This window comes from Vibrio agarilyticus, assembly GCF_012641465.1.
Classification (GTDB): domain Bacteria; phylum Pseudomonadota; class Gammaproteobacteria; order Enterobacterales; family Vibrionaceae; genus Vibrio; species Vibrio agarilyticus.
The window spans coordinates 16,825-34,646 of sequence record NZ_JABAIK010000029.1 but is presented as its reverse complement, the minus strand read 5'-3'; the positions used below and the strand labels follow the sequence as shown (position 1 = coordinate 34,646).

Below are 17,822 nucleotides of genomic sequence, written 5' to 3'. Positions count from 1 at the left end.
TTCATCAGACGTTCTCCGTTTGTTTCAGTGTAAACGGAAAAACTCTAATTGCTAACGACCAGCTTTTCGGGAAGGGTTACATTCTGATTAGCGAGTGTTCAGTCGTTGCTATCACTCTTGCCACCGTTATTGGTTTGATTAGAACAGTGGGATAATTTTCAACGCTTTTCGACCAGTTGCTTCGGTTTAGTCATTTAAAAGCATACAATGAATTTGTATCAGAAGGAGGAAAGCGATATGTCACAAATGGTAGTACTTAGCTATATAGCAATTGGCGGCGCATTTGGTGCTTGTTCGCGGTACTTAATTTCTGAGCTATGTATTGCTTTATTTGGGCGAGGGTTTCCATATGGCACATTGACGGTCAATGTCGTCGGTTCATTTGTTATGGGTGTACTGGTCGCTGCATTTGAAAATGAATTATTAGCTTCGGATCCATGGCGTCAGATTATCGGCTTAGGCTTTTTAGGCGCATTGACTACCTTTTCTACTTTTTCTATGGATAACATTTTAATGTTGCAGCAAGGCGCATTTATTAAGCTAGCTGCCAATATTGTACTGAATGTTATTCTCAGCATCACTGCATGTTGGATAGGCTTCCAATTAATTAAAAGCAGTTAGTATAAATCCTCGAATCGCTTGGTTTTTATTCGACCGTTCTCTATAATGCGTCCAGTTGATGAAAATTTATTCATCAGATTTACTTGTCGGAGTGCCTTTTGGCTGAGACCGTTAATTCGGGATCCGTTGAACCTGATCAGGTTAACACCTGCGAAGGGAACAAGAGACGATACTTAGTCACATGTTGATTCAGTTCGTTTATATCGACTGCTATTGTCGAAACAGTGATACTGTTTTGTCTATTCGAATACTCTTGTGCATTTTTCCGTCAAGCATTTCTACTCCATACATTTATACAAATGAGCAAGGAAGAATGCTATGTCGAGTCGCAAACAAGCGAGGCTAGAAGCCAAACGTTTTATTGATACGTTATCAGTACAACCATATCCCAATTCCACTAAAGTCTATGTTCACGGTTCACGTGATGATATTCGTGTACCGATGCGTGAAATTTCGCTTTCTGACACACTTATTGGCGGAACAAAAGCGGCACCTATTTTTGAATCTAATGAACCAATTCGTGTTTATGACACATCTGGTGTTTATACCGACCCTGAGCACATCATCGATTTATATCATGGCCTGCCTCAGCTTCGTCGCGATTGGATTGATGAGCGTGGGGATACAGAACAGCTGAATGAAGTCAGTTCAGTTTATAGTAAAGCACGCTTAGATGATCATACACTTGATGAGTTACGCTATGGTAATTTACCGAAAATTCGGCGTGCTAAAGCAGGACACTGCGTAACACAACTTCATTATGCTCGACAAGGGATCATTACCCCTGAGATGGAGTATATCGCGTTACGTGAGAATATGGGTCGTGCATCCTATCGTAATGAAATGTTAACGCAGCAGCATTCTGGCGAGAGTTTCGGAGCAAATTTACCTCAAGAGATCACGCCAGAGTTCGTTCGCAACGAAGTGGCCCAGGGGCGTGCGATAATTCCCTCAAATATTAATCATCCAGAATCTGAGCCGATGATCATCGGCCGTAATTTCTTAGTCAAAGTGAATGCCAATATCGGCAATTCCTCGGTGTCTTCTTCCATTGAAGAAGAGGTTGAAAAGTTAGTTTGGGCAACGCGTTGGGGCGGTGATACGGTCATGGATCTATCCACTGGGCGCAATATTCATGAGACCCGTGAGTGGATATTACGCAATAGCCCGGTTCCTATTGGTACAGTGCCTATGTACCAAGCATTGGAGAAGGTTAATGGCATTGCGGAAGATCTCAATTGGGAGGTCATGCGCGATACGCTTATTGAGCAGGCGGAACAGGGCGTTGACTATTTCACGATCCATGCCGGGATTTTGCTACGTTATGTTCCAATGACTGCCAAACGAGTAACGGGCATCGTTTCTCGCGGTGGATCGATTATCGCGAAATGGTGTCTAGCGCACCACCAAGAGAGTTTTCTTTACACCCATTTCCGCGAAATTTGTGAAATTTGTGCTCAATATGATGTTGCCCTGTCTCTTGGTGATGGTCTTCGACCTGGCTCTGTGGCAGATGCCAACGATGAAGCCCAATTTGCTGAGCTACGTACGCTCGGAGAGCTAACCAAGATCGCATGGGAATATGATGTTCAGGTCATCATTGAAGGACCTGGCCATATTCCTATGCATATGATTAAGCAAAACATGGATGAGCAACTGAAACATTGTCACGAAGCACCATTCTATACTCTAGGCCCGTTAACTACCGACATCGCACCCGGGTATGACCATATTACTTCGGGTATCGGTGCTGCGATGATTGGATGGTACGGCTGTGCAATGCTCTGCTATGTCACACCCAAAGAACATTTGGGGTTACCAAACAAAGAAGATGTTAAAACAGGCATGATTACCTATAAGTTGGCTGCGCACGCTGCTGACTTGGCCAAAGGACATCCCGGAGCACAAGTGCGCGATAATGCATTATCAAAAGCGCGCTTTGAATTTCGTTGGGAAGACCAGTTCAACTTATCTCTCGACCCCGATACGGCACGCGCGTTCCATGATGAAACCTTACCTCAAGAATCTGGCAAGGTTGCTCATTTTTGCTCGATGTGCGGCCCTAAATTTTGCTCAATGAAAATTTCACAAGAAGTGCGCGAGTATGCGAAAGACAAAGAGCAGGTCGCCGCTGATAGAGCAATTTCCATCAAGATGCTCGATGATCCACTGGAAGGTATGCGGCAGAAATCGGCAGAATTTCGCGCCTCAGGCGCCGAACTTTACCATCCTGCCGCGCACGCTGAGGCAGGTGAGTAATGAACAAACTCCTTATTCCGCCATCACTGGAAAACCTTATTGGTTTGATTGAGCAGTGTTTGCTGTTGGCGAAAGAGCAAGGATTTGCCGTTGATGAGATTGAGCTGGGCGTAAGCCCAACTCAATCGGTTCACATTGCTACTGATAGCCATACAGTCCAACTCGATACGGATTTGGCGGGTGAGATCTCGCAAAGCAGTGCTGGTACTAACGCTGTCCGATTGTTTTATCGTTCGGACTTGTCTGTACCTAATTGCCTCCATCAATCCTCTCGCTCTGTTTTTATTGGTGTTGAGGATGCTCTCGCAGAAGGTGAGACTCAATGCCTTGATATTTGGCGTCACCCAATTAATAACGAGGTTAGGGCGCTATCGATAAGTCAGAAGGCGAAGCAATCGTTTAGAAAGGAGCATCATTTTGCTTGGACCCTGGTGTTATTGACGCTGGAATTCCCTCTTGAAGATGCACTGACGTTATCGCGCGCTATGGCATCAAAGCAAAACGATGTTTCACGTGAAACATCAAAGTGCGATGAGGGTAAGATTGCTGGTCAGTGGGCCTGTGAGTTTAAAGATTTTCCGATCCCAGTACTTGAGCATTCGGGCTTGGGAATTCAGGTGGGTTGGTCACCACAAGGGCATTCAGTGAGTTTTCCTACCATGACCAAAGAGAGCCTGGGTTTGTATCCCGTTGTGGATGACGTTACGTGGATTGAGACGCTGTTGGCACTTGGCATCAATACGATTCAATTGCGGATCAAAGATCCTCAACAAGCTGATTTGGAGCTTCAAATTGAGCGCGCGATAGCACTTGGTCGGCAATACAATGCTCAAGTCTTTATTAATGATTATTGGCAGCTCGCCATCGAGCATGGTGCGTTTGGCGTTCATCTTGGTCAAGAAGATATCGAAGCGTCTAACCTCGCTCAACTCAGCGCGGCTGGCATTAAGCTTGGTCTGTCGACCCATGGTTATTATGAGCTGCTGCGCATTATTCAAATTAACCCAAGCTACATTGCGTTGGGACACATTTTTCCAACTACCACGAAAGAGATGCCATCCAAGCCGCAAGGTTTGGTTCGTTTGGCTCTGTATCAGAAGTTGATTGATAGCATTCCCTATGGTCAAAGTGAATCGTTTGAGTCGAATAACCCCACCCGCTTTGGGTTTCCTACGGTTGCGATTGGTGGCATTGACCAGTCAAACGCAGAGCAAGTTTGGCAAACAGGTGTGTCCTGTTTGGCCGTTGTACGAGCCATCACGCTCGCACAATGTCCAGCAACTGTGATTGGCTATTTCAACCAGCTGATGCAGCAGGATATAGGAAAATCCAACCGTTCTCAGAGCGCATCAACATTCGGTGAGTCAGGAGTCCAGCATGCTTTCTGATAAACAGTTCTTTCGATACCAACGACAAATCGCACTACCGGAAATTGGCGAGCAGGGGCAGGCTGCGCTGAGTCATTCTCATGTTTTAATGATTGGATGCGGTGGTTTGGGTAGTGCAGCTAGTCTCTATCTGGCTGCGGCGGGCGTGGGAAAATTGGTCGTGGTTGATGATGATGTTGTTGATAGTAGCAACCTACAAAGGCAAGTCATTTACCGTGAAGCGGATCTTGGGCAAAGTAAAAGTGACACTACCAAAGCCCAACTTCTTGCTTTGAATCCCATGGTTAACGTGCGCGCCCTCAGCCAGCGGTTAGAACACTCGCAGTTGCAGTTGGAAGTCATGTTGGCGGATTTGGTGCTCGACTGCACCGATAACCTTGCCACTCGGCATCAGATTAGCCAAGTCTGTTTTGCACATAAAACGCCGCTAGTTTCTGCCGCTGCGATTGGTTGGCAAGGGCAGTTTGCGGTGTTCGATTATTCGCAGGATGATCAAAAAAAAGGGTGTTATCGCTGTTTGGTGCCTTTTGATGAACTGCCGACTAAACAACGATGCAGCGATAGTGGCGTGGTGGGACCTGTGGTCGGCACGCTTGGCAATTACCAAGCACTGGCCGCAATTCAAAAACTCGCAACTGGACGGTTTGGTATTGAAACAGGCCAACTGCATCTGTTTGATGGGCTTCGAATGCAGTGGCAAACCTTATCGATTAGCAAAGATGAGCAATGCCCAGTTTGTGCGAACTATCTAGATTAATTAAATGCCGTTATGCGTAAGCAAAGACATTTTCTGCAATGAATTGGAGTCGATAATATGACAATCCATATTCCTAAACTTCAACGGCAACACAACGGCAAAGAAGTCGTCACTGTGGTTGTCAATGGTCAGGAACATCAGATCACCGCTCAATCAGATTTACAGCAGATCATTTGCCAGTTGGGTCTGCCTGAGCTGGGTTGTGTGTTTGCAATTAACAATACCGTGGTACCGCGCAGCGAATGGAGCCGTACCTGTCTATCAGAGGGTGATAGCATCTCTCTGTTTCAAGCGATCGCTGGGGGGTAATCGCAATGCTTAAAATTGGTGACAAAGAGTTCCAATCACGCTTATTTACCGGTACAGGTAAGTTTGCTAATAGCACTTTGATGGCTAAAGCGATCCAAGCGTCAGGCTCACAGTTGGCGACTATGGCACTAAAGCGGGTTGATGTGAGTGATCAGCAAGATGACATTTTGTGGCCTTTAATTCAATCTGGCGTGAATTTGCTTCCGAACACTTCAGGTGCCAAAAATGCTAAAGACGCCGTGTTTGCCGCTGAGCTGGCACGCGAGGCGTTAGGCACCAACTGGCTAAAACTGGAAATCCACCCGGACCCAAAATACTTGATGCCCGATCCCATCGAAACATTGAACGCGGCCGAACAGTTGGTGAAATTAGGGTTCATTGTGCTGCCTTATTGCCATGCTGACCCAGTTTTGTGTAAGCGTTTAGAGGAAGTGGGCTGCGCTGCGGTGATGCCGCTTGGTGCGCCAATTGGTTCGAACAAAGGTATCGCTTCGCGTGATTTTTTGGAGATCATCATCGACCAAGCAAAGGTTCCAGTGATTGTTGACGCGGGTATCGGTGCTCCTTCACACGCTTCCTTGGCAATGGAAATGGGCGCAGACGCTGTGTTGGTCAATACCGCGATAGCGGCTGCAAGCGATCCGATCGCGATGGCTAAAGCGTTCAAGCTTGCCGTTGAGTCTGGTCGGTTAGCTTATGAAGCAGGGCTTGCAGGGCAGGTATCACATGCGGTTGCATCCAGCCCGCTTACCGCATTTCTCGAATAGTCATGTAAGGATACGATATGACGTTCTATCACTATTTCAGAGAGCTCGATTGGGATGATATTCGGCTTTCTGTTTATTCCAAAACGGCCCAAGACGTTGAGCGAGCCCTCACTAAAACCAAACGGAATTTGGACGATTTCAAAGCGCTCATTTCTCCGGCGGCAGAGCCCTATCTTGAACAGATGGCGCAGCTGTCATATGCAGCGACCCGTAAGCGGTTTGGTAATACAATGTCGCTTTATATACCGCTCTATCTCTCTAATCTATGCTCTAACGCGTGTACCTACTGTGGTTTTTCGATGGAGAATCGAATAAAACGACGCACGCTGTCGATGGATGAAATTGAACGTGAGATGGCTGCGATTAAACAGATGAAGTTTGATAACTTACTTTTAGTCACTGGCGAACATGAAACCAAAGTCGGAATGAATTACTTTCGTCAAGTATTGCCACTGATAAAACAGCAATTTAGTTATCTCTCAATGGAGGTTCAGCCATTAAAGCAGGATGACTATCAAGAATTAAAACAATTAGGACTTGATGCTGTGATGGTTTATCAAGAAACCTATCACCCCTCAACTTACGCTCAGCATCATTTACGTGGTAATAAAACCGATTTTCGTTTTCGCTTAGAAACACCCGATCGTCTCGCTCGAGCTGGGATTGATAAGATAGGGATAGGGGCTTTAATTGGACTTGATGATTGGCGAACCGAATGTTTTTACGTCGCCGCTCATCTGGATTATCTCGAGCGAACCTATTGGCAGACGCGTTATTCAATATCGTTTCCTCGTTTGCGCCCCTGTGAGGGGACGACGAAAGACAACATAGTACAGCCAAAATCGGTGATGACAGATAAACAGCTCGTGCAGTTGATTTGCGCTTATCGACTGTTGAATCCTGAAGTTGAACTGTCGCTATCAACAAGGGAGTCATCATTGTTTCGCGATCATGTGTTACCGCTGGGTATTACGACGTTATCTGCGGCATCGAAAACTCAGCCCGGAGGTTATGCAAACCCCGATGATGTCGCGCTTGAACAGTTTGAGATCAGTGATGAGCGTAGCGCTGCAGCGGTTGAGGCAATGATTCGCCATAAAGGGTTTGATCCCGTTTGGCGCGATTGGCACCGTGCGTACTCAGGCTAGCAGCATTATTAGCATTAACGAAAAGGGCGATGTTTCACGTGAAACATCGCCCTGTTTAGAATCATATTGAATGAGGTTTACTATAGCGGTAGGGTCGCTTCACGAAGCCATGCTTTGGTATCACCTTCAACCAAATGCTCAAGCGATGACCAAACCAGTTGGTGATAATCATTAAGCCACTGAACCTCATCGGTGCTGAGTAAATCAACGACGACGTTGCGCTTATCGATGGGGCATCGTGTGAGTGACTCAAAGGTAAGGATAGGAAAGTCGCCAAGTGTTTCCTTTTCAACGACCAGCTCTAAATTTTCAATGCGAATGCCAAAATGATCAGCCCGGTAATAGCCTGGCTCATTTGATAGCACCATACCCTTTGCCAGCGGAACATCGATTTGTCGTTTTGAAATACTGGCGGGCCCTTCATGAACACTTAAAAAATGACCCACACCGTGGCCAGTACCATGGTCATAATCATAGCCTTGTGCCCAAAGGTGCTGGCGCGCCAACGTATCAAGCTGATAGCCACGGGTTCCTTTGGGAAAGCGTGCGGTAGCGATACCAATATGCCCTTTGAGCGCGAGAGTGAACTGAGTTTTCATCGCGGCGGTCGGCTCACCGATAGCAATAGTGCGAGTGATGTCTGTTGTTCCATTGGTGTACTGGCCACCAGAGTCAACAAGGTACAAGGTGTTCAATGCAAGCTGACCAGGAACGGCTTGGTTGATGTGGTTATAGTGGCACATTGCCGCATTGCTGCCAGCGGCTGAAATCGTGTCAAAGCTTAAATCGACCAGTGCTTCATCTTGGCGACGAAACGTTTCTAGAGTGTCAGCAAGAGTCGCTTCATCATGAAGTCGGTTATGAGCAACTTCGTTATCAAGCCAAGACAAAAACTTCACCATAGCAACGCCATCGGTAATATGACAGGCTTTCATGCCTGCAATCTCTACCTCATTTTTAGTCGCTTTCGGCATTAGACAAGGGTCTGCGGATGCAATGACCAATGCGCCGGCATTTTGCAAAGTAAGCTTAAACCAAGCACTGCTGCCATTGGGATCGAGTAGTACATGGGTGTTGGTCAGTTTTTGCAGTTGCACGCTGAGCTGCTCTGGCGCCATCACTCTCACACCAGGGCCTGCATGCTCAGCAAATTCGGCAGGTAAGCGGTCGGCTTCGATGAAGAAGTCGACATCGCCATTTTTGTGTAATAGAGCATGCGACAGTAAGACGGGTAGACGAGGCACATCAAGCCCGCGAATATTAAGGAGCCAGCAAATCGAATCCAATGCAGTGATGACAGCAGAATCCGCGCCAAGGTTTGCAATGGCTCGCCCAATTTCAATTCGTTTACTTTCGCTTGATTGGCCAACACTACTCAATGGCATCAGTCGTGCCATTGAGCCAAGTGGTTGAGGGCGATCTTGCCAGAGTGCATCAATCGGATTGTCATTGAGTAATGTGAGGGTGTACTGGCCTGCAAGGCGTTCTTGCGCTTGTTCTAGCCAAGCACAACTGTGCATTCGAGGGTCAAGTGCGACTTTGGCGCCGAGTGTGACATGCTGTTTTATCCACTCTAGTGCCGGCTCTTCAATAAGGTGACGATACTCAAATAGGGTGTTGGGAACTTGTTTGGTTACTTGTACGGTATAGCGACCGTCAACAAACATTGCCGCCTGTGTTTGAGTGATCACTGCAGCGCCTGCTGAACCTGTAAAACCGGTTAACCATGCTAAACGCTCATTATGAGCGGGAACGTATTCTCCGAGAAATTCATCTTCGTGGGGAAGGTAAAACGCATCGATATTCTGCTGTTCCATCCATTTGCGGATGGCCGCTATGCGGTGGTTAATGGTTTCGTGCATGAACAGTCCTTATTGGAATTAATACGAGCCGACGCTGGGTATAAAGCAAATGAGTGCAGCGTTAATAGGCCTATCTTACACCGATTTTAGGTCAATCAAACAGGTGTCTTACATTTGAATTGCGTCGAAATGAATGTGCTTGAAGCGGCTAATTTTTGCTATCTAAGGTGTAACGTTTTTTGAGTAATAATAGATCGAAGCCAGCTTAATGCAGGCTCATTTTCTCGTTCACGATGCCAAAAGAGGGTATAGGCCATTGCTGGAAACTCAAGTGGAAGTGGCAATATGGCTAAATTAAGTTGTTTGGCTGCCAGTGTGACAAAATGGCTTGGGGCAGTGAACACAAAGTCAGTGTAGGAGCATAAACTCGCGGCGCTGTTGAAGTCGGGGACGGTGACTGCAATATCGCGTTTGCATCCAAGATCGGCAAGACGGTAATCGAGTAGCCAGCGGTCATTGCCATCACAACGAACTTGAACGTGTCGAAGTGCGAGATACGCGTTCAAGTTCCATTTTGAGTGAAGCGCGGGATGATCTTTACGAACGATACACATTTGATGATCGCGATAAATTTCTAACTCACACACATCATCGGGGGCAGTCATTGTTAGTTTTGCGTCATTGATGTCAATGTCTTTACCGGTTATGCCTAAATCAAGCTCGCCCCTTTGTAGCATTTTAAAGGTTTGATCTGACCATGAGTGCGTGCTAATGGTCACGCCTGGAGCTTGCTGGAATATGACCGGTAAAAAATGGGGCAGTATCAGCGGATAAACACTTTCTACGGTTGCCAACTGAAAGTGATATTCACTGCTATGAGGCGTAAAGCTTTCCGGTTGGGTTAATGTATCTAGATGGTGGATCAGTCCATCAATTTTTGGTTTGAGATAGAGCGCGCGTGGGGTTGGCGTTAATCCGTGAGCATGGCGGGTAAATAGAGGATCATCAAACTGAACGCGTAATTTGGCTAAGGATTTACTGACGGCAGACTGACTTAAGCACAAGCGGTGCGCCGCTCGCGTAACATTGAGCTCTTCAAGTAATACTCGAAAGCAGACCAGCAAATGAAGGTCAAGGCGCGCTAGTTTTTCGTAATTCATTGGATATTCTGTATGGGAATAATATCCATGAGTATACATCATTTCCGTTCATATCTTATCACGCGTATTCTCGCGGCATTATGACTACGATCTTGGAGTAATACGTGGCACTGAATCACTCGCGAAATGAATCTCGTCCCAGTAAAACGCAGATGGCTATTTTAACCCTATTGGTGTTTTTTAGTCCTTTGGCCATTGATATTTATTTGCCGGCTTTGCCGACGATGGCCAATGATTTTGCAGTGAGTCACGCACTGGCTCAAGATACGATCACTTACTTTTTGTTTGCTATGGGTATCGGTCAGCTGTTTGCTGGACCATTGGCAGACAAACTTGGACGTCGAACCGTCGCACTAGCCGGGATCTCTGTTTATGGGTTGAGCGCCTTATTGGCGTGGGGCGCACAATCCATAGAGTGGATGTTGGCTGCTCGTTTACTGCAAGGTTTAGGGGCCTGTGCGACATCAGTGGCGGCTTTTGCGACGGTTCGCGATATATTCGGAGAAAAAGAAAGTGGCAAAATGATCAGCTACCTCAATGGTGCTATCTGCTTTATTCCTGCGCTTGCACCGATCCTTGGAAGTTGGCTGACACAGCAATTTGACTGGCGCGCTAATTTTAGTTTTATGGCGCTGTTTGCTGCGTTCACTGGCGTGGTAATCTTTTTCCAGTTGCGTGAGACCAACCCGAATCAATCTGGACCTGCGCAAAACGTGTTTAAGTTAAGTCGTTATTGGGCCGTATTGAGCACGCCATCGTTTGTGTTTCATGCCTCGCTGTGTATGGGCGCGATGGCGGTTATTTTAGCCTACGTGACCTCGGCCCCCATCGCGTTGATGGAACGCATGGGGCTTTCTATGGACGCATTCACATTTTGGTTTGGGATTAACGCTGTGGTTAACATACTTGCCAGCTTTATTGCGCCTAAGATGACTGATCGCTGGGGAACACGATTCACATTAGTCTTTGGTGTGATGGTGCTAAGTTTTGGTGCACTCTTGATGTTGCTTTTGAGCGATTGGGCTCACCCACTTGCGTTTATGCTACCGATTTTTATGTCATCAATTGGCTTTGCGTCTATTTTAGGGTGTGCTGCGGGTAAATCCTTAGAGCCTTTTGGTGACAAAGCTGGGACGGCAGCAGCCATTCTCGGATTATTTCAAATGAGTGGTGCTGGATTGCTGGTCGGTTTGATGCAGCGGATTGTACCGGAGCCTCAATGGCTTATTGCGTGCCACATGTTGCTATTGTTGCCAGCATTATTAGTATTATTTTCCCAAAGCGGTAAGCAGTGGCATCATAATCTGCAGCATTCGGTATAAAAGTTTTCGTATTTTTTACTGTGCTACATTGGATAACTATTTGGATAATAAGATAATTGGAATCAATGTCGCAAAAAAAATCACTGGATAATGAAAGTACTGACCGAACAATTGCATTAGTGAGTTTTCCAATTCTCGTAAGCGGTGTATATTTATAGCTGAAGCGAAATTAATCAATTTGAAACCAACTATCGAATGTCATTATCAGTAATTGAAATTGCTCGTATTATGGAGCAGATGGAGGAGTCACCAGAAAAGGTGATGTTCAGCCGTTTATTAAATGAACTGGGTCAACAAAGTGGAGAGCGCATCCGCAGTGCCGCAAAGCGCATTCCAGTCTCCATTTTGCGTGAGCTGACGTTTCAGTTTCAGCAAGTACTTGAGTCTCGTAAAGAGGAGCAGGTTGAGGTTCTGGCAAAACAGTTGTCCGAACAAGGCATCAGTGCCGATGAACTAAAAGCCTATCTTGCTAAGCGTCATGCTTAAAAAATCCCCGCATCAGCGGGGATTTTTTTGTTTTATTTCTTTCATTCTTAAGCTGAATAAACGTTTACTTGCCTACGGCTTATCACGTCCCATCAATTGCCTTACAAAGTGATCCACTGACAATATTCCAGGTCCCCAAACGACGACGATCAGCAACATAAGTCCCCACAGCTGATGATCATAGAAGCCAGTCTGCCAAAGGGCAGGGTAAGACCAGACCGCAATAATATTAAAGATAAAAAGAACACAGGCCATTGGGCGCGTAAGAAGGCCAATGGCAATAAAGCATGGCACCACTAACTCCGTGATAGTGCCGAGCATCGCCGCCAGTTCCCACGAGAGTAGCGGAACCTGATATTCATATTCAAATAGATAGAGCGTACTTTCCCAGGTGTTGATTTTGGTCATGCCAGAGGTAAAAAAGACGACAGCCACCCATAAACGGCAGACCAGCAGTAACGCGGGAGCCACAAACGTTTCCAGGCCACACACGAGACGTTCGTAATGTTGAAGCCAACTGCGATGCTCTTGAGGCATAACTTACTCCTTGTTAGATAATGAATGAGAATTAAGCCGAAAACCTAAAACGATTCGCTGTTGGATAAGCGATTCAAGACTGGTAAGTAAGGGTTCGGCAATCGCACCAATAGAAAGGCCTTGGTGCAAAGAATCGGCAAGTTGATATTCGATTGAAGAGAGTGCGGTGGCCACGAGCACATGCTTTTGTGCGATAGGGTCAGTGTCGACAAACGCAATGCCAGACTCGGCTTGGTTGAAATCAATGTTATCGACTCTGCCGCTGAGAATGCCCTCTCGCAGTGTTGCAACGGCATACTCACTGACCCAAAATTGCGCTCCTAGAGGAAGCTGAAAGCAAACTTTGTCATGGTCGCTAACCGGTACTGAGCTTAACTGCGCGAGCGGTCGCCATGAAGATGACGGTTGAGTATAGTCGTGGGCTTGGCGAGCTTTATCTATCTGCCATTCAAAACGCGCGACGTCTGGGGCATAAGGGACGGCCTTAGTCAGTTCGGGAAATGATGTAAGGGTCACATCAAAATGTTCCCCATAGCAATCGACACTGCCCTGGGTTGGCGGGTTACGTTGAATATGAACGCGCGCAAGATGGTGAAAACAATGTTCACCGATGAGCGCGAGAATCATCGGATAAGTCATAGCAAGTACGTCAATCAAGCTTGAATTAAAGTTGTTACGGTAGATTTGTAACCGTTCATCGCCACTGAATATCGAGCTCTCGATGTGCTCAATCAGCGAGTGAGATTTGCCTAGGAGGGATAGAGCAAACTGGCGTTGCAGCTCAGCAAGACGCATCGCTTGCCTCCTTGGTCGACGGCACGGCACATGTCATGCCAGCGAAATTTGACGCCTTTTGCGCTTCGCCAAGCAAAACCTCAAGCTCTGGAAGCTCGGTATCCCATTCAATCATAGTGTCCGTTGGTCCGTGGTGCGTGAGCCACATTTGATAGAGCTGCCAAACCTCCTCACACACCGGCTGGCTATGAGTATCAATCCAAATTTCACCTTGCGCTAACTGCTTTTTGCTAAATCCCGCCAAATGAATTTCACAGACCTTATGCGAATGAACCGCGTCGATATATCGCTGCGCATCAAAGCCGTGATTGAATCCAGAGACATAAATGTTATTGAGGTCGAGCAGCAGTTCGCAGTCGGTTCGTTCAGTGACGGCATTAAGAAACTCCCACTCGGGTATCGTTGAGTGAGAGTAACTCAGGTAACTGGACGGGTTTTCAATCGCAATAGGCCGCTTGAGAGCGTCTTGCACTTCAAGTACGTTACGACAAAAGATATCGAGTGCTTCTTCGGTATAGGGCAGAGGCAATAAATCATTAAAGTGATGTCCCCCAGAGTGGGACCAACTCAAATGCTCCGACACTTTAAACGCGTCAATCTCGTTGATAAGCGAGATGAGTGCGTTGAGATGCGCGAGATTGACTCGCTCAACCGAACCGAGAGATAAACCCACCCCATGACAACTGATTTTATACTGCTGCGCCAAAGTGCGTAATGTCATGCGCGCGGGGCTGTTTATTGCGAAATAGTTTTCACTATGGACTTCGATCCAACGCAGCGGAGGTCGCTGGCACATGAATGCGCTGTGATGAGGCTGTCTTAGACCGACGCCTATGCTGGGGTGATACTCAAATTGCACATCGCAGTCCTTTGGTTGGCTTTGAGGTAGGCTCTTTATCAATGGCTACCATCGGCGAGATGCAGCTCGCGTAACAAAAAATACATTAAGCCGCGCTTGCGAAACCTCATCACACAAACCACCTGTGCTCCGAGGCTTTTGCTGCGCGCGCCACTATTGGAGCGCTGAGTGAGTGAACCGTTGCCGATGAATGATCAAGTTATGATGATGTCGTGTTACCACCTACGAGGCGATCGCACAGTCCTTTAGGCACAATAACAAACGCATCTGATTGATTGTCTTCAGTTGAGGTACCCGCACAAGAGGTGGTCTTGGTGGCGCAATCATTTTTACCTGCTTTTACGACGCCATAGCATTTTTCTTTGTCTTGGGCTGCGGTTGCTGGCGCGGTTGTGAGCATAGTGCCACCCATAGCAATGATTCCGGTGATGGCAGCGGTAACGGCTAAATTAGACTTTTTCATGATCTGTTCCTCTGAAGGTATCCTTGTGATTTATGTCAGCAAGTGACTGAGCGAAAAATCATCATCTTGCTTAACTTAAAAGATAGAAAACTCGACGAAAAACTTTCAGAAAATTTGCCAATTAAACATTGGTTTTGTAAATGTTTGTTTTTATCTGATTGATATTGCTTGTTTTTGTTGAGTATAAAAATGTGAATTTTTTGTCTCATTTCTTAAGAGTGTTTAGGTTATAATCACTTTCTATGTATAAATAACCAGTGCGCTGACTATGATTGACCCTTCTCTGTTACTTGACGGTTTAAACGATAAACAACGCGAAGCTGTAGCTGCCCCTTTGCAAAATTTGTTGGTACTTGCGGGCGCGGGTAGTGGAAAAACGCGTGTGTTAGTTCATCGAATTGCTTGGCTTTTATCGGTGGAAAACGCATCGCCGTTTTCAATTATGTCGGTCACATTTACTAATAAAGCGGCCGCAGAAATGCGTGGACGTATCGAAGAGTTAATGATGGGCAGCGCCTCTGGAATGTGGAACGGTACATTTCATGGCATTTGCCACCGTATCCTTCGTGCCCATTATCTTGATGCAAAATTGCCGGAAGATTTTCAAATTATCGACTCGGATGATCAGCAACGCCTACTGCGCCGCTTGATCAAAGCGCAAAACCTGGATGAGAAACAGTGGCCTGCGCGCCAAGTTGCTTGGTGGATCAATGGCAAAAAAGATGAAGGGCTGCGCCCAGCACATATTGATAGCTATCGCGATCCGGTGACGCAAACCTACCTGCAGCTTTATGCGGCGTACCAAGAGGCGTGCGATCGCGCAGGTTTGGTGGATTTTGCGGAAATCCTACTTCGAGTGCATGAGTTACTTCGTGATAAACCGCTGATTCGAGAACACTATCAAGCGCGATTTAAACACATCTTGGTCGATGAATTTCAAGACACCAATAACATTCAATACGCATGGCTACGAATGATGGCTGGCAAAGAGAGCCACGTGATGATTGTTGGAGACGACGATCAATCCATTTATGGTTGGCGTGGCGCTAAAGTCGAGAACATTGAAAAATTTACTCAAGAATTTGCTTCAGTAAACACCATTCGTTTGGAACAAAATTATCGATCAACTAAAACCATATTGAACGCAGCCAACACGTTAATCGCGAATAATACCGAGCGCCTAGGTAAGGAGTTGTGGACCGATGGAGCGGAAGGTGAGCCGATTTCGGTTTATGCAGCATACAACGAGTTAGATGAAGCCCGCTTTGCAGTTAACCGCATTAAAGAGTGGCAAGATAAGGGCGGGGTGTTAAATGATGCTGCCATTCTTTATCGTAATAATGCCCAGTCACGGGTTCTTGAAGAAGCGCTCATTCAAGCTGGCTTGCCTTATCGAATTTATGGCGGCATGCGATTTTTTGAACGCCAAGAAATTCGAGATGCCTTGAGTTACCTGCGTCTTTTGAGCAATCGTAATGACGATGCTGCCTTTGAACGTGTGGTGAATACACCGACACGGGGTTTAGGGGATAAAACGCTGGAGACCATTCGTTTTGCGGCGCGCGAACGAGGGTGCACCATGTGGGATGCTAGCGTTGCCTTACTTGATGAGCGCGTACTGGCGGGACGAGCTGGTGGCGCCTTGTCGCGATTTGTTGAATTGATCAATGCGCTTGAAGACGACACACACGAAATGCCGCTCCATCTGCAAACGGATCATGTCATCAAAGCATCCGGCCTGTATGAAATGTATCAGGCAGAAAAGGGTGAAAAATCCAAAGCGCGAATTGAAAACTTAGAAGAGTTGGTCACGGCGACACGTCAATTTGATCGGCCAGAAGAGGCGGATGATATGCCATTGCTCACCGCATTTTTGACTCACGCCGCGCTCGAAGCGGGTGAAGGTCAGGCGGATGAGTTTGACGATGCGGTGCAGATGATGACGTTACACAGTGCCAAGGGGTTGGAATTTCCACTCGTTTTTATGGTTGGCGTCGAAGAGGGTATGTTCCCAAGCCAAATGTCTGCAGAGGAGTCTGGTCGATTGGAGGAGGAGCGCCGCTTGTGTTACGTAGGCATGACGCGTGCCATGCAAAAACTTTATATCACTTACGCGGAGATGCGTCGTCTTTACGGCCAAGATAAGTATCATAAGCCGTCGCGGTTTATTCGTGAGTTGCCAGAAAAGCATCTTGACGAAGTTCGAATGAAAGCCCAAGTGACCAGACCAACCTCAAGCGGCCGTTTTAGTGCGACAGCGGTTAAAGACAATTTTAATGAGACCGGATTTACCCTAGGTGCTCGGGTGAAACACCCGAAATTTGGCGAAGGCACCATCATTAATTTTGAAGGCAGTGGCGCGCAAAGTCGAGTTCAAGTCGCATTCAATGGTGAAGGTATTAAGTGGTTAGTGACCGCTTATGCAAAACTTGAAAAGCTCTAAGGTAATGAGGTGGCTGCTGAGCCATTAATCGCCTTGATACCCAAGTAACCTCAAGATGCAGGTAGGCGGTAAACAAACAAGGCCTCTAAGCATCGGCGAGCTATGTGATGAGGCTTGTGAGACCCAGCTAACACCGCTGCAGCTTCAAGTCGGGCGGGTATAAAAAACATAAAGAAAAACCCCGAGGGCTAGGCCCATCGGGGTTATAGTCTTACTTGCAGCAATCCAGCTACTAAGGTGCTCCTTGCATCATTCCATGATAGTACGCTGTGTCCGTCAGCTTAGTCCTTTCGTCGCCATCCTAGCGGTGTCCATGACCTTATCCTGGTCCACTAATCATCCTGATTAGCTCACATCACTTGTTCCCTGAGCGGTGTCCTTGACATCATCCTGATGATCAATCCTTTCCTCGTCCAGAGGTGTCCATTGTCTTCCTTGGGAGCGACCATCCTAGTTGCTCTTGAGTCCGTTCAATGTCCAATTGCGTTCCGTGCTAATTGCTCATCCTGAACAATTGTTTCTTCATCCTGAAGAACACCTATCCTTGGTGATTTCCTGTTCCCTGTCGAATCCCTGTCGACAAATCCATAGTAGCGCGAAATCGATTTCGTAAGAGTTTATCGAAATAATCTTCGCCACTGCCATATTGATGAAATAAAACAAAAATCCATTAAAAACAATAATTTGTTTTGAAATTTTGAGTTAT

Annotated in this window: 16 protein-coding genes and 1 riboswitch; of the genes, 10 read left to right on the top strand and 6 right to left on the bottom strand. The window is 46.7% G+C overall.

What is annotated here, in order from left to right; all coding sequences use genetic code 11:
• The first annotated feature begins 237 nt into the window (after nt 1-237).
• The 7 genes from crcB (at nt 238) to thiH (ending at nt 7,249) form a co-directional block, all read left to right on the top strand.
• The gene (gene crcB, locus HGP28_RS18240; RefSeq protein WP_168837876.1) at nt 238-621 is read left to right on the top strand and encodes a fluoride efflux transporter CrcB; all 384 of its coding nucleotides are present in this window, start codon (nt 238-240) and stop codon (nt 619-621) included.
• Nucleotides 622-698: 77 nt separating this feature from the next.
• Nucleotides 699-797: riboswitch (TPP riboswitch) on the top strand.
• A 142-nt stretch (nt 798-939) separates the two neighbouring features.
• Nucleotides 940-2,880: a phosphomethylpyrimidine synthase ThiC gene (gene thiC / locus HGP28_RS18235; protein WP_168837875.1), complete on the top strand. Its 1,941-nt coding sequence runs from the start codon at nt 940-942 to the stop codon at nt 2,878-2,880.
• A complete protein-coding gene (locus HGP28_RS18230) occupies nt 2,880-4,268 on the top strand; it encodes a thiamine phosphate synthase (protein ID WP_168837874.1) in 1,389 nt (462 codons plus the stop codon). Before thiC ends, HGP28_RS18230 begins: the two co-directional genes overlap by 1 nt.
• Complete coding sequence (locus tag HGP28_RS18225; RefSeq protein ID WP_168837873.1) at nt 4,258-5,025, top strand: HesA/MoeB/ThiF family protein; 768 nt, start codon at nt 4,258-4,260, stop codon at nt 5,023-5,025. Before HGP28_RS18230 ends, HGP28_RS18225 begins: the two co-directional genes overlap by 11 nt.
• 57 nt (nt 5,026-5,082) lie before the next feature.
• Nucleotides 5,083-5,334, top strand: coding sequence for a sulfur carrier protein ThiS (thiS, locus tag HGP28_RS18220; RefSeq protein ID WP_168837872.1), 252 nt, complete (start codon nt 5,083-5,085; stop codon nt 5,332-5,334).
• 5 nt (nt 5,335-5,339) lie between these two features.
• Nucleotides 5,340-6,101: a thiazole synthase gene (locus HGP28_RS18215; RefSeq protein WP_168837871.1), complete on the top strand. Its 762-nt coding sequence runs from the start codon at nt 5,340-5,342 to the stop codon at nt 6,099-6,101.
• Nucleotides 6,102-6,118: 17 nt separating this feature from the next.
• Entirely contained in the window at nt 6,119-7,249 is a 1,131-nt protein-coding gene (gene thiH, locus HGP28_RS18210; protein WP_168837870.1) for a 2-iminoacetate synthase ThiH, read from the top strand.
• Between the two features lie 80 nt (nt 7,250-7,329).
• Here the strand turns inward: thiH and HGP28_RS18205 are convergent, their stop codons facing one another.
• Both HGP28_RS18205 and HGP28_RS18200 read right to left on the bottom strand, forming a co-directional pair.
• On the bottom strand, nt 7,330-9,111 hold the full coding sequence (locus HGP28_RS18205) for an aminopeptidase P family protein (RefSeq protein WP_168837869.1): 1,782 nt from the start codon (nt 9,109-9,111) through the stop codon (nt 7,330-7,332).
• A 158-nt stretch (nt 9,112-9,269) separates the two neighbouring features.
• Complete coding sequence (locus HGP28_RS18200) at nt 9,270-10,211, bottom strand: LysR family transcriptional regulator (protein WP_168837868.1); 942 nt, start codon at nt 10,209-10,211, stop codon at nt 9,270-9,272.
• A 152-nt stretch (nt 10,212-10,363) separates the two neighbouring features.
• Between HGP28_RS18200 and HGP28_RS18195 the strand changes: the two genes are divergently transcribed.
• Both HGP28_RS18195 and tsrA read left to right on the top strand, forming a co-directional pair.
• The gene (locus HGP28_RS18195; protein WP_168837878.1) at nt 10,364-11,533 is read left to right on the top strand and encodes a multidrug effflux MFS transporter; all 1,170 of its coding nucleotides are present in this window, start codon (nt 10,364-10,366) and stop codon (nt 11,531-11,533) included.
• A 195-nt stretch (nt 11,534-11,728) separates the two neighbouring features.
• Nucleotides 11,729-12,019, top strand: coding sequence for an H-NS-like global regulator TsrA (tsrA, locus tag HGP28_RS18190; protein WP_168837867.1), 291 nt, complete (start codon nt 11,729-11,731; stop codon nt 12,017-12,019).
• A gap of 72 nt (nt 12,020-12,091) precedes the next feature.
• Here the strand turns inward: tsrA and HGP28_RS18185 are convergent, their stop codons facing one another.
• The 4 genes from HGP28_RS18185 to HGP28_RS18170 form a co-directional block, all read right to left on the bottom strand.
• Nucleotides 12,092-12,556 (bottom strand): DoxX family protein, encoded by a 465-nt coding sequence (locus HGP28_RS18185; RefSeq protein ID WP_168837866.1) that lies wholly within the window; start codon nt 12,554-12,556, stop codon nt 12,092-12,094.
• Between the two features lie 3 nt (nt 12,557-12,559).
• On the bottom strand, nt 12,560-13,351 hold the full coding sequence (locus HGP28_RS18180; RefSeq protein WP_168837865.1) for an HvfC/BufC N-terminal domain-containing protein: 792 nt from the start codon (nt 13,349-13,351) through the stop codon (nt 12,560-12,562).
• Nucleotides 13,338-14,210, bottom strand: a complete 873-nt coding sequence (bufB, locus tag HGP28_RS18175; RefSeq protein ID WP_343033950.1) for an MNIO family bufferin maturase — start codon at nt 14,208-14,210, stop codon at nt 13,338-13,340. The genes HGP28_RS18180 and bufB overlap by 14 nt, the downstream gene beginning before the upstream one ends.
• 199 nt (nt 14,211-14,409) lie before the next feature.
• A complete protein-coding gene (locus tag HGP28_RS18170) occupies nt 14,410-14,673 on the bottom strand; it encodes a BufA1 family periplasmic bufferin-type metallophore (RefSeq protein WP_168837864.1) in 264 nt (87 codons plus the stop codon).
• A gap of 268 nt (nt 14,674-14,941) precedes the next feature.
• Between HGP28_RS18170 and uvrD the strand changes: the two genes are divergently transcribed.
• Nucleotides 14,942-17,116 (top strand): DNA helicase II, encoded by a 2,175-nt coding sequence (gene uvrD / locus HGP28_RS18165; protein WP_168837863.1) that lies wholly within the window; start codon nt 14,942-14,944, stop codon nt 17,114-17,116.
• Nucleotides 17,117-17,822: the final 706 nt, after the last annotated feature.

Bases quoted from the DNA above. Each gene is read 5' to 3' on its own strand.
- thiH (WP_168837870.1), top strand. From the start codon at position 6,119: ATGACGTTCTATCACTATTTCAGAGAGCTCGATTGGGATGATATTCGG.
- crcB (WP_168837876.1), top strand. From the start codon at position 238: ATGTCACAAATGGTAGTACTTAGCTATATAGCAATTGGCGGCGCATTT.
- thiS (WP_168837872.1), top strand. From the start codon at position 5,083: ATGACAATCCATATTCCTAAACTTCAACGGCAACACAACGGCAAAGAA.
- HGP28_RS18170 (WP_168837864.1), bottom strand. From the start codon at position 14,673: ATGAAAAAGTCTAATTTAGCCGTTACCGCTGCCATCACCGGAATCATT.
- HGP28_RS18205 (WP_168837869.1), bottom strand. From the start codon at position 9,111: ATGCACGAAACCATTAACCACCGCATAGCGGCCATCCGCAAATGGATG.
- HGP28_RS18195 (WP_168837878.1), top strand. From the start codon at position 10,364: ATGGCTATTTTAACCCTATTGGTGTTTTTTAGTCCTTTGGCCATTGAT.
- HGP28_RS18230 (WP_168837874.1), top strand. From the start codon at position 2,880: ATGAACAAACTCCTTATTCCGCCATCACTGGAAAACCTTATTGGTTTG.
- HGP28_RS18225 (WP_168837873.1), top strand. From the start codon at position 4,258: ATGCTTTCTGATAAACAGTTCTTTCGATACCAACGACAAATCGCACTA.
- HGP28_RS18185 (WP_168837866.1), bottom strand. From the start codon at position 12,556: ATGCCTCAAGAGCATCGCAGTTGGCTTCAACATTACGAACGTCTCGTG.
- thiC (WP_168837875.1), top strand. From the start codon at position 940: ATGTCGAGTCGCAAACAAGCGAGGCTAGAAGCCAAACGTTTTATTGAT.
- HGP28_RS18180 (WP_168837865.1), bottom strand. From the start codon at position 13,351: ATGCGTCTTGCTGAGCTGCAACGCCAGTTTGCTCTATCCCTCCTAGGC.
- tsrA (WP_168837867.1), top strand. From the start codon at position 11,729: ATGTCATTATCAGTAATTGAAATTGCTCGTATTATGGAGCAGATGGAG.
- HGP28_RS18200 (WP_168837868.1), bottom strand. From the start codon at position 10,211: ATGAATTACGAAAAACTAGCGCGCCTTGACCTTCATTTGCTGGTCTGC.
- uvrD (WP_168837863.1), top strand. From the start codon at position 14,942: ATGATTGACCCTTCTCTGTTACTTGACGGTTTAAACGATAAACAACGC.
- HGP28_RS18215 (WP_168837871.1), top strand. From the start codon at position 5,340: ATGCTTAAAATTGGTGACAAAGAGTTCCAATCACGCTTATTTACCGGT.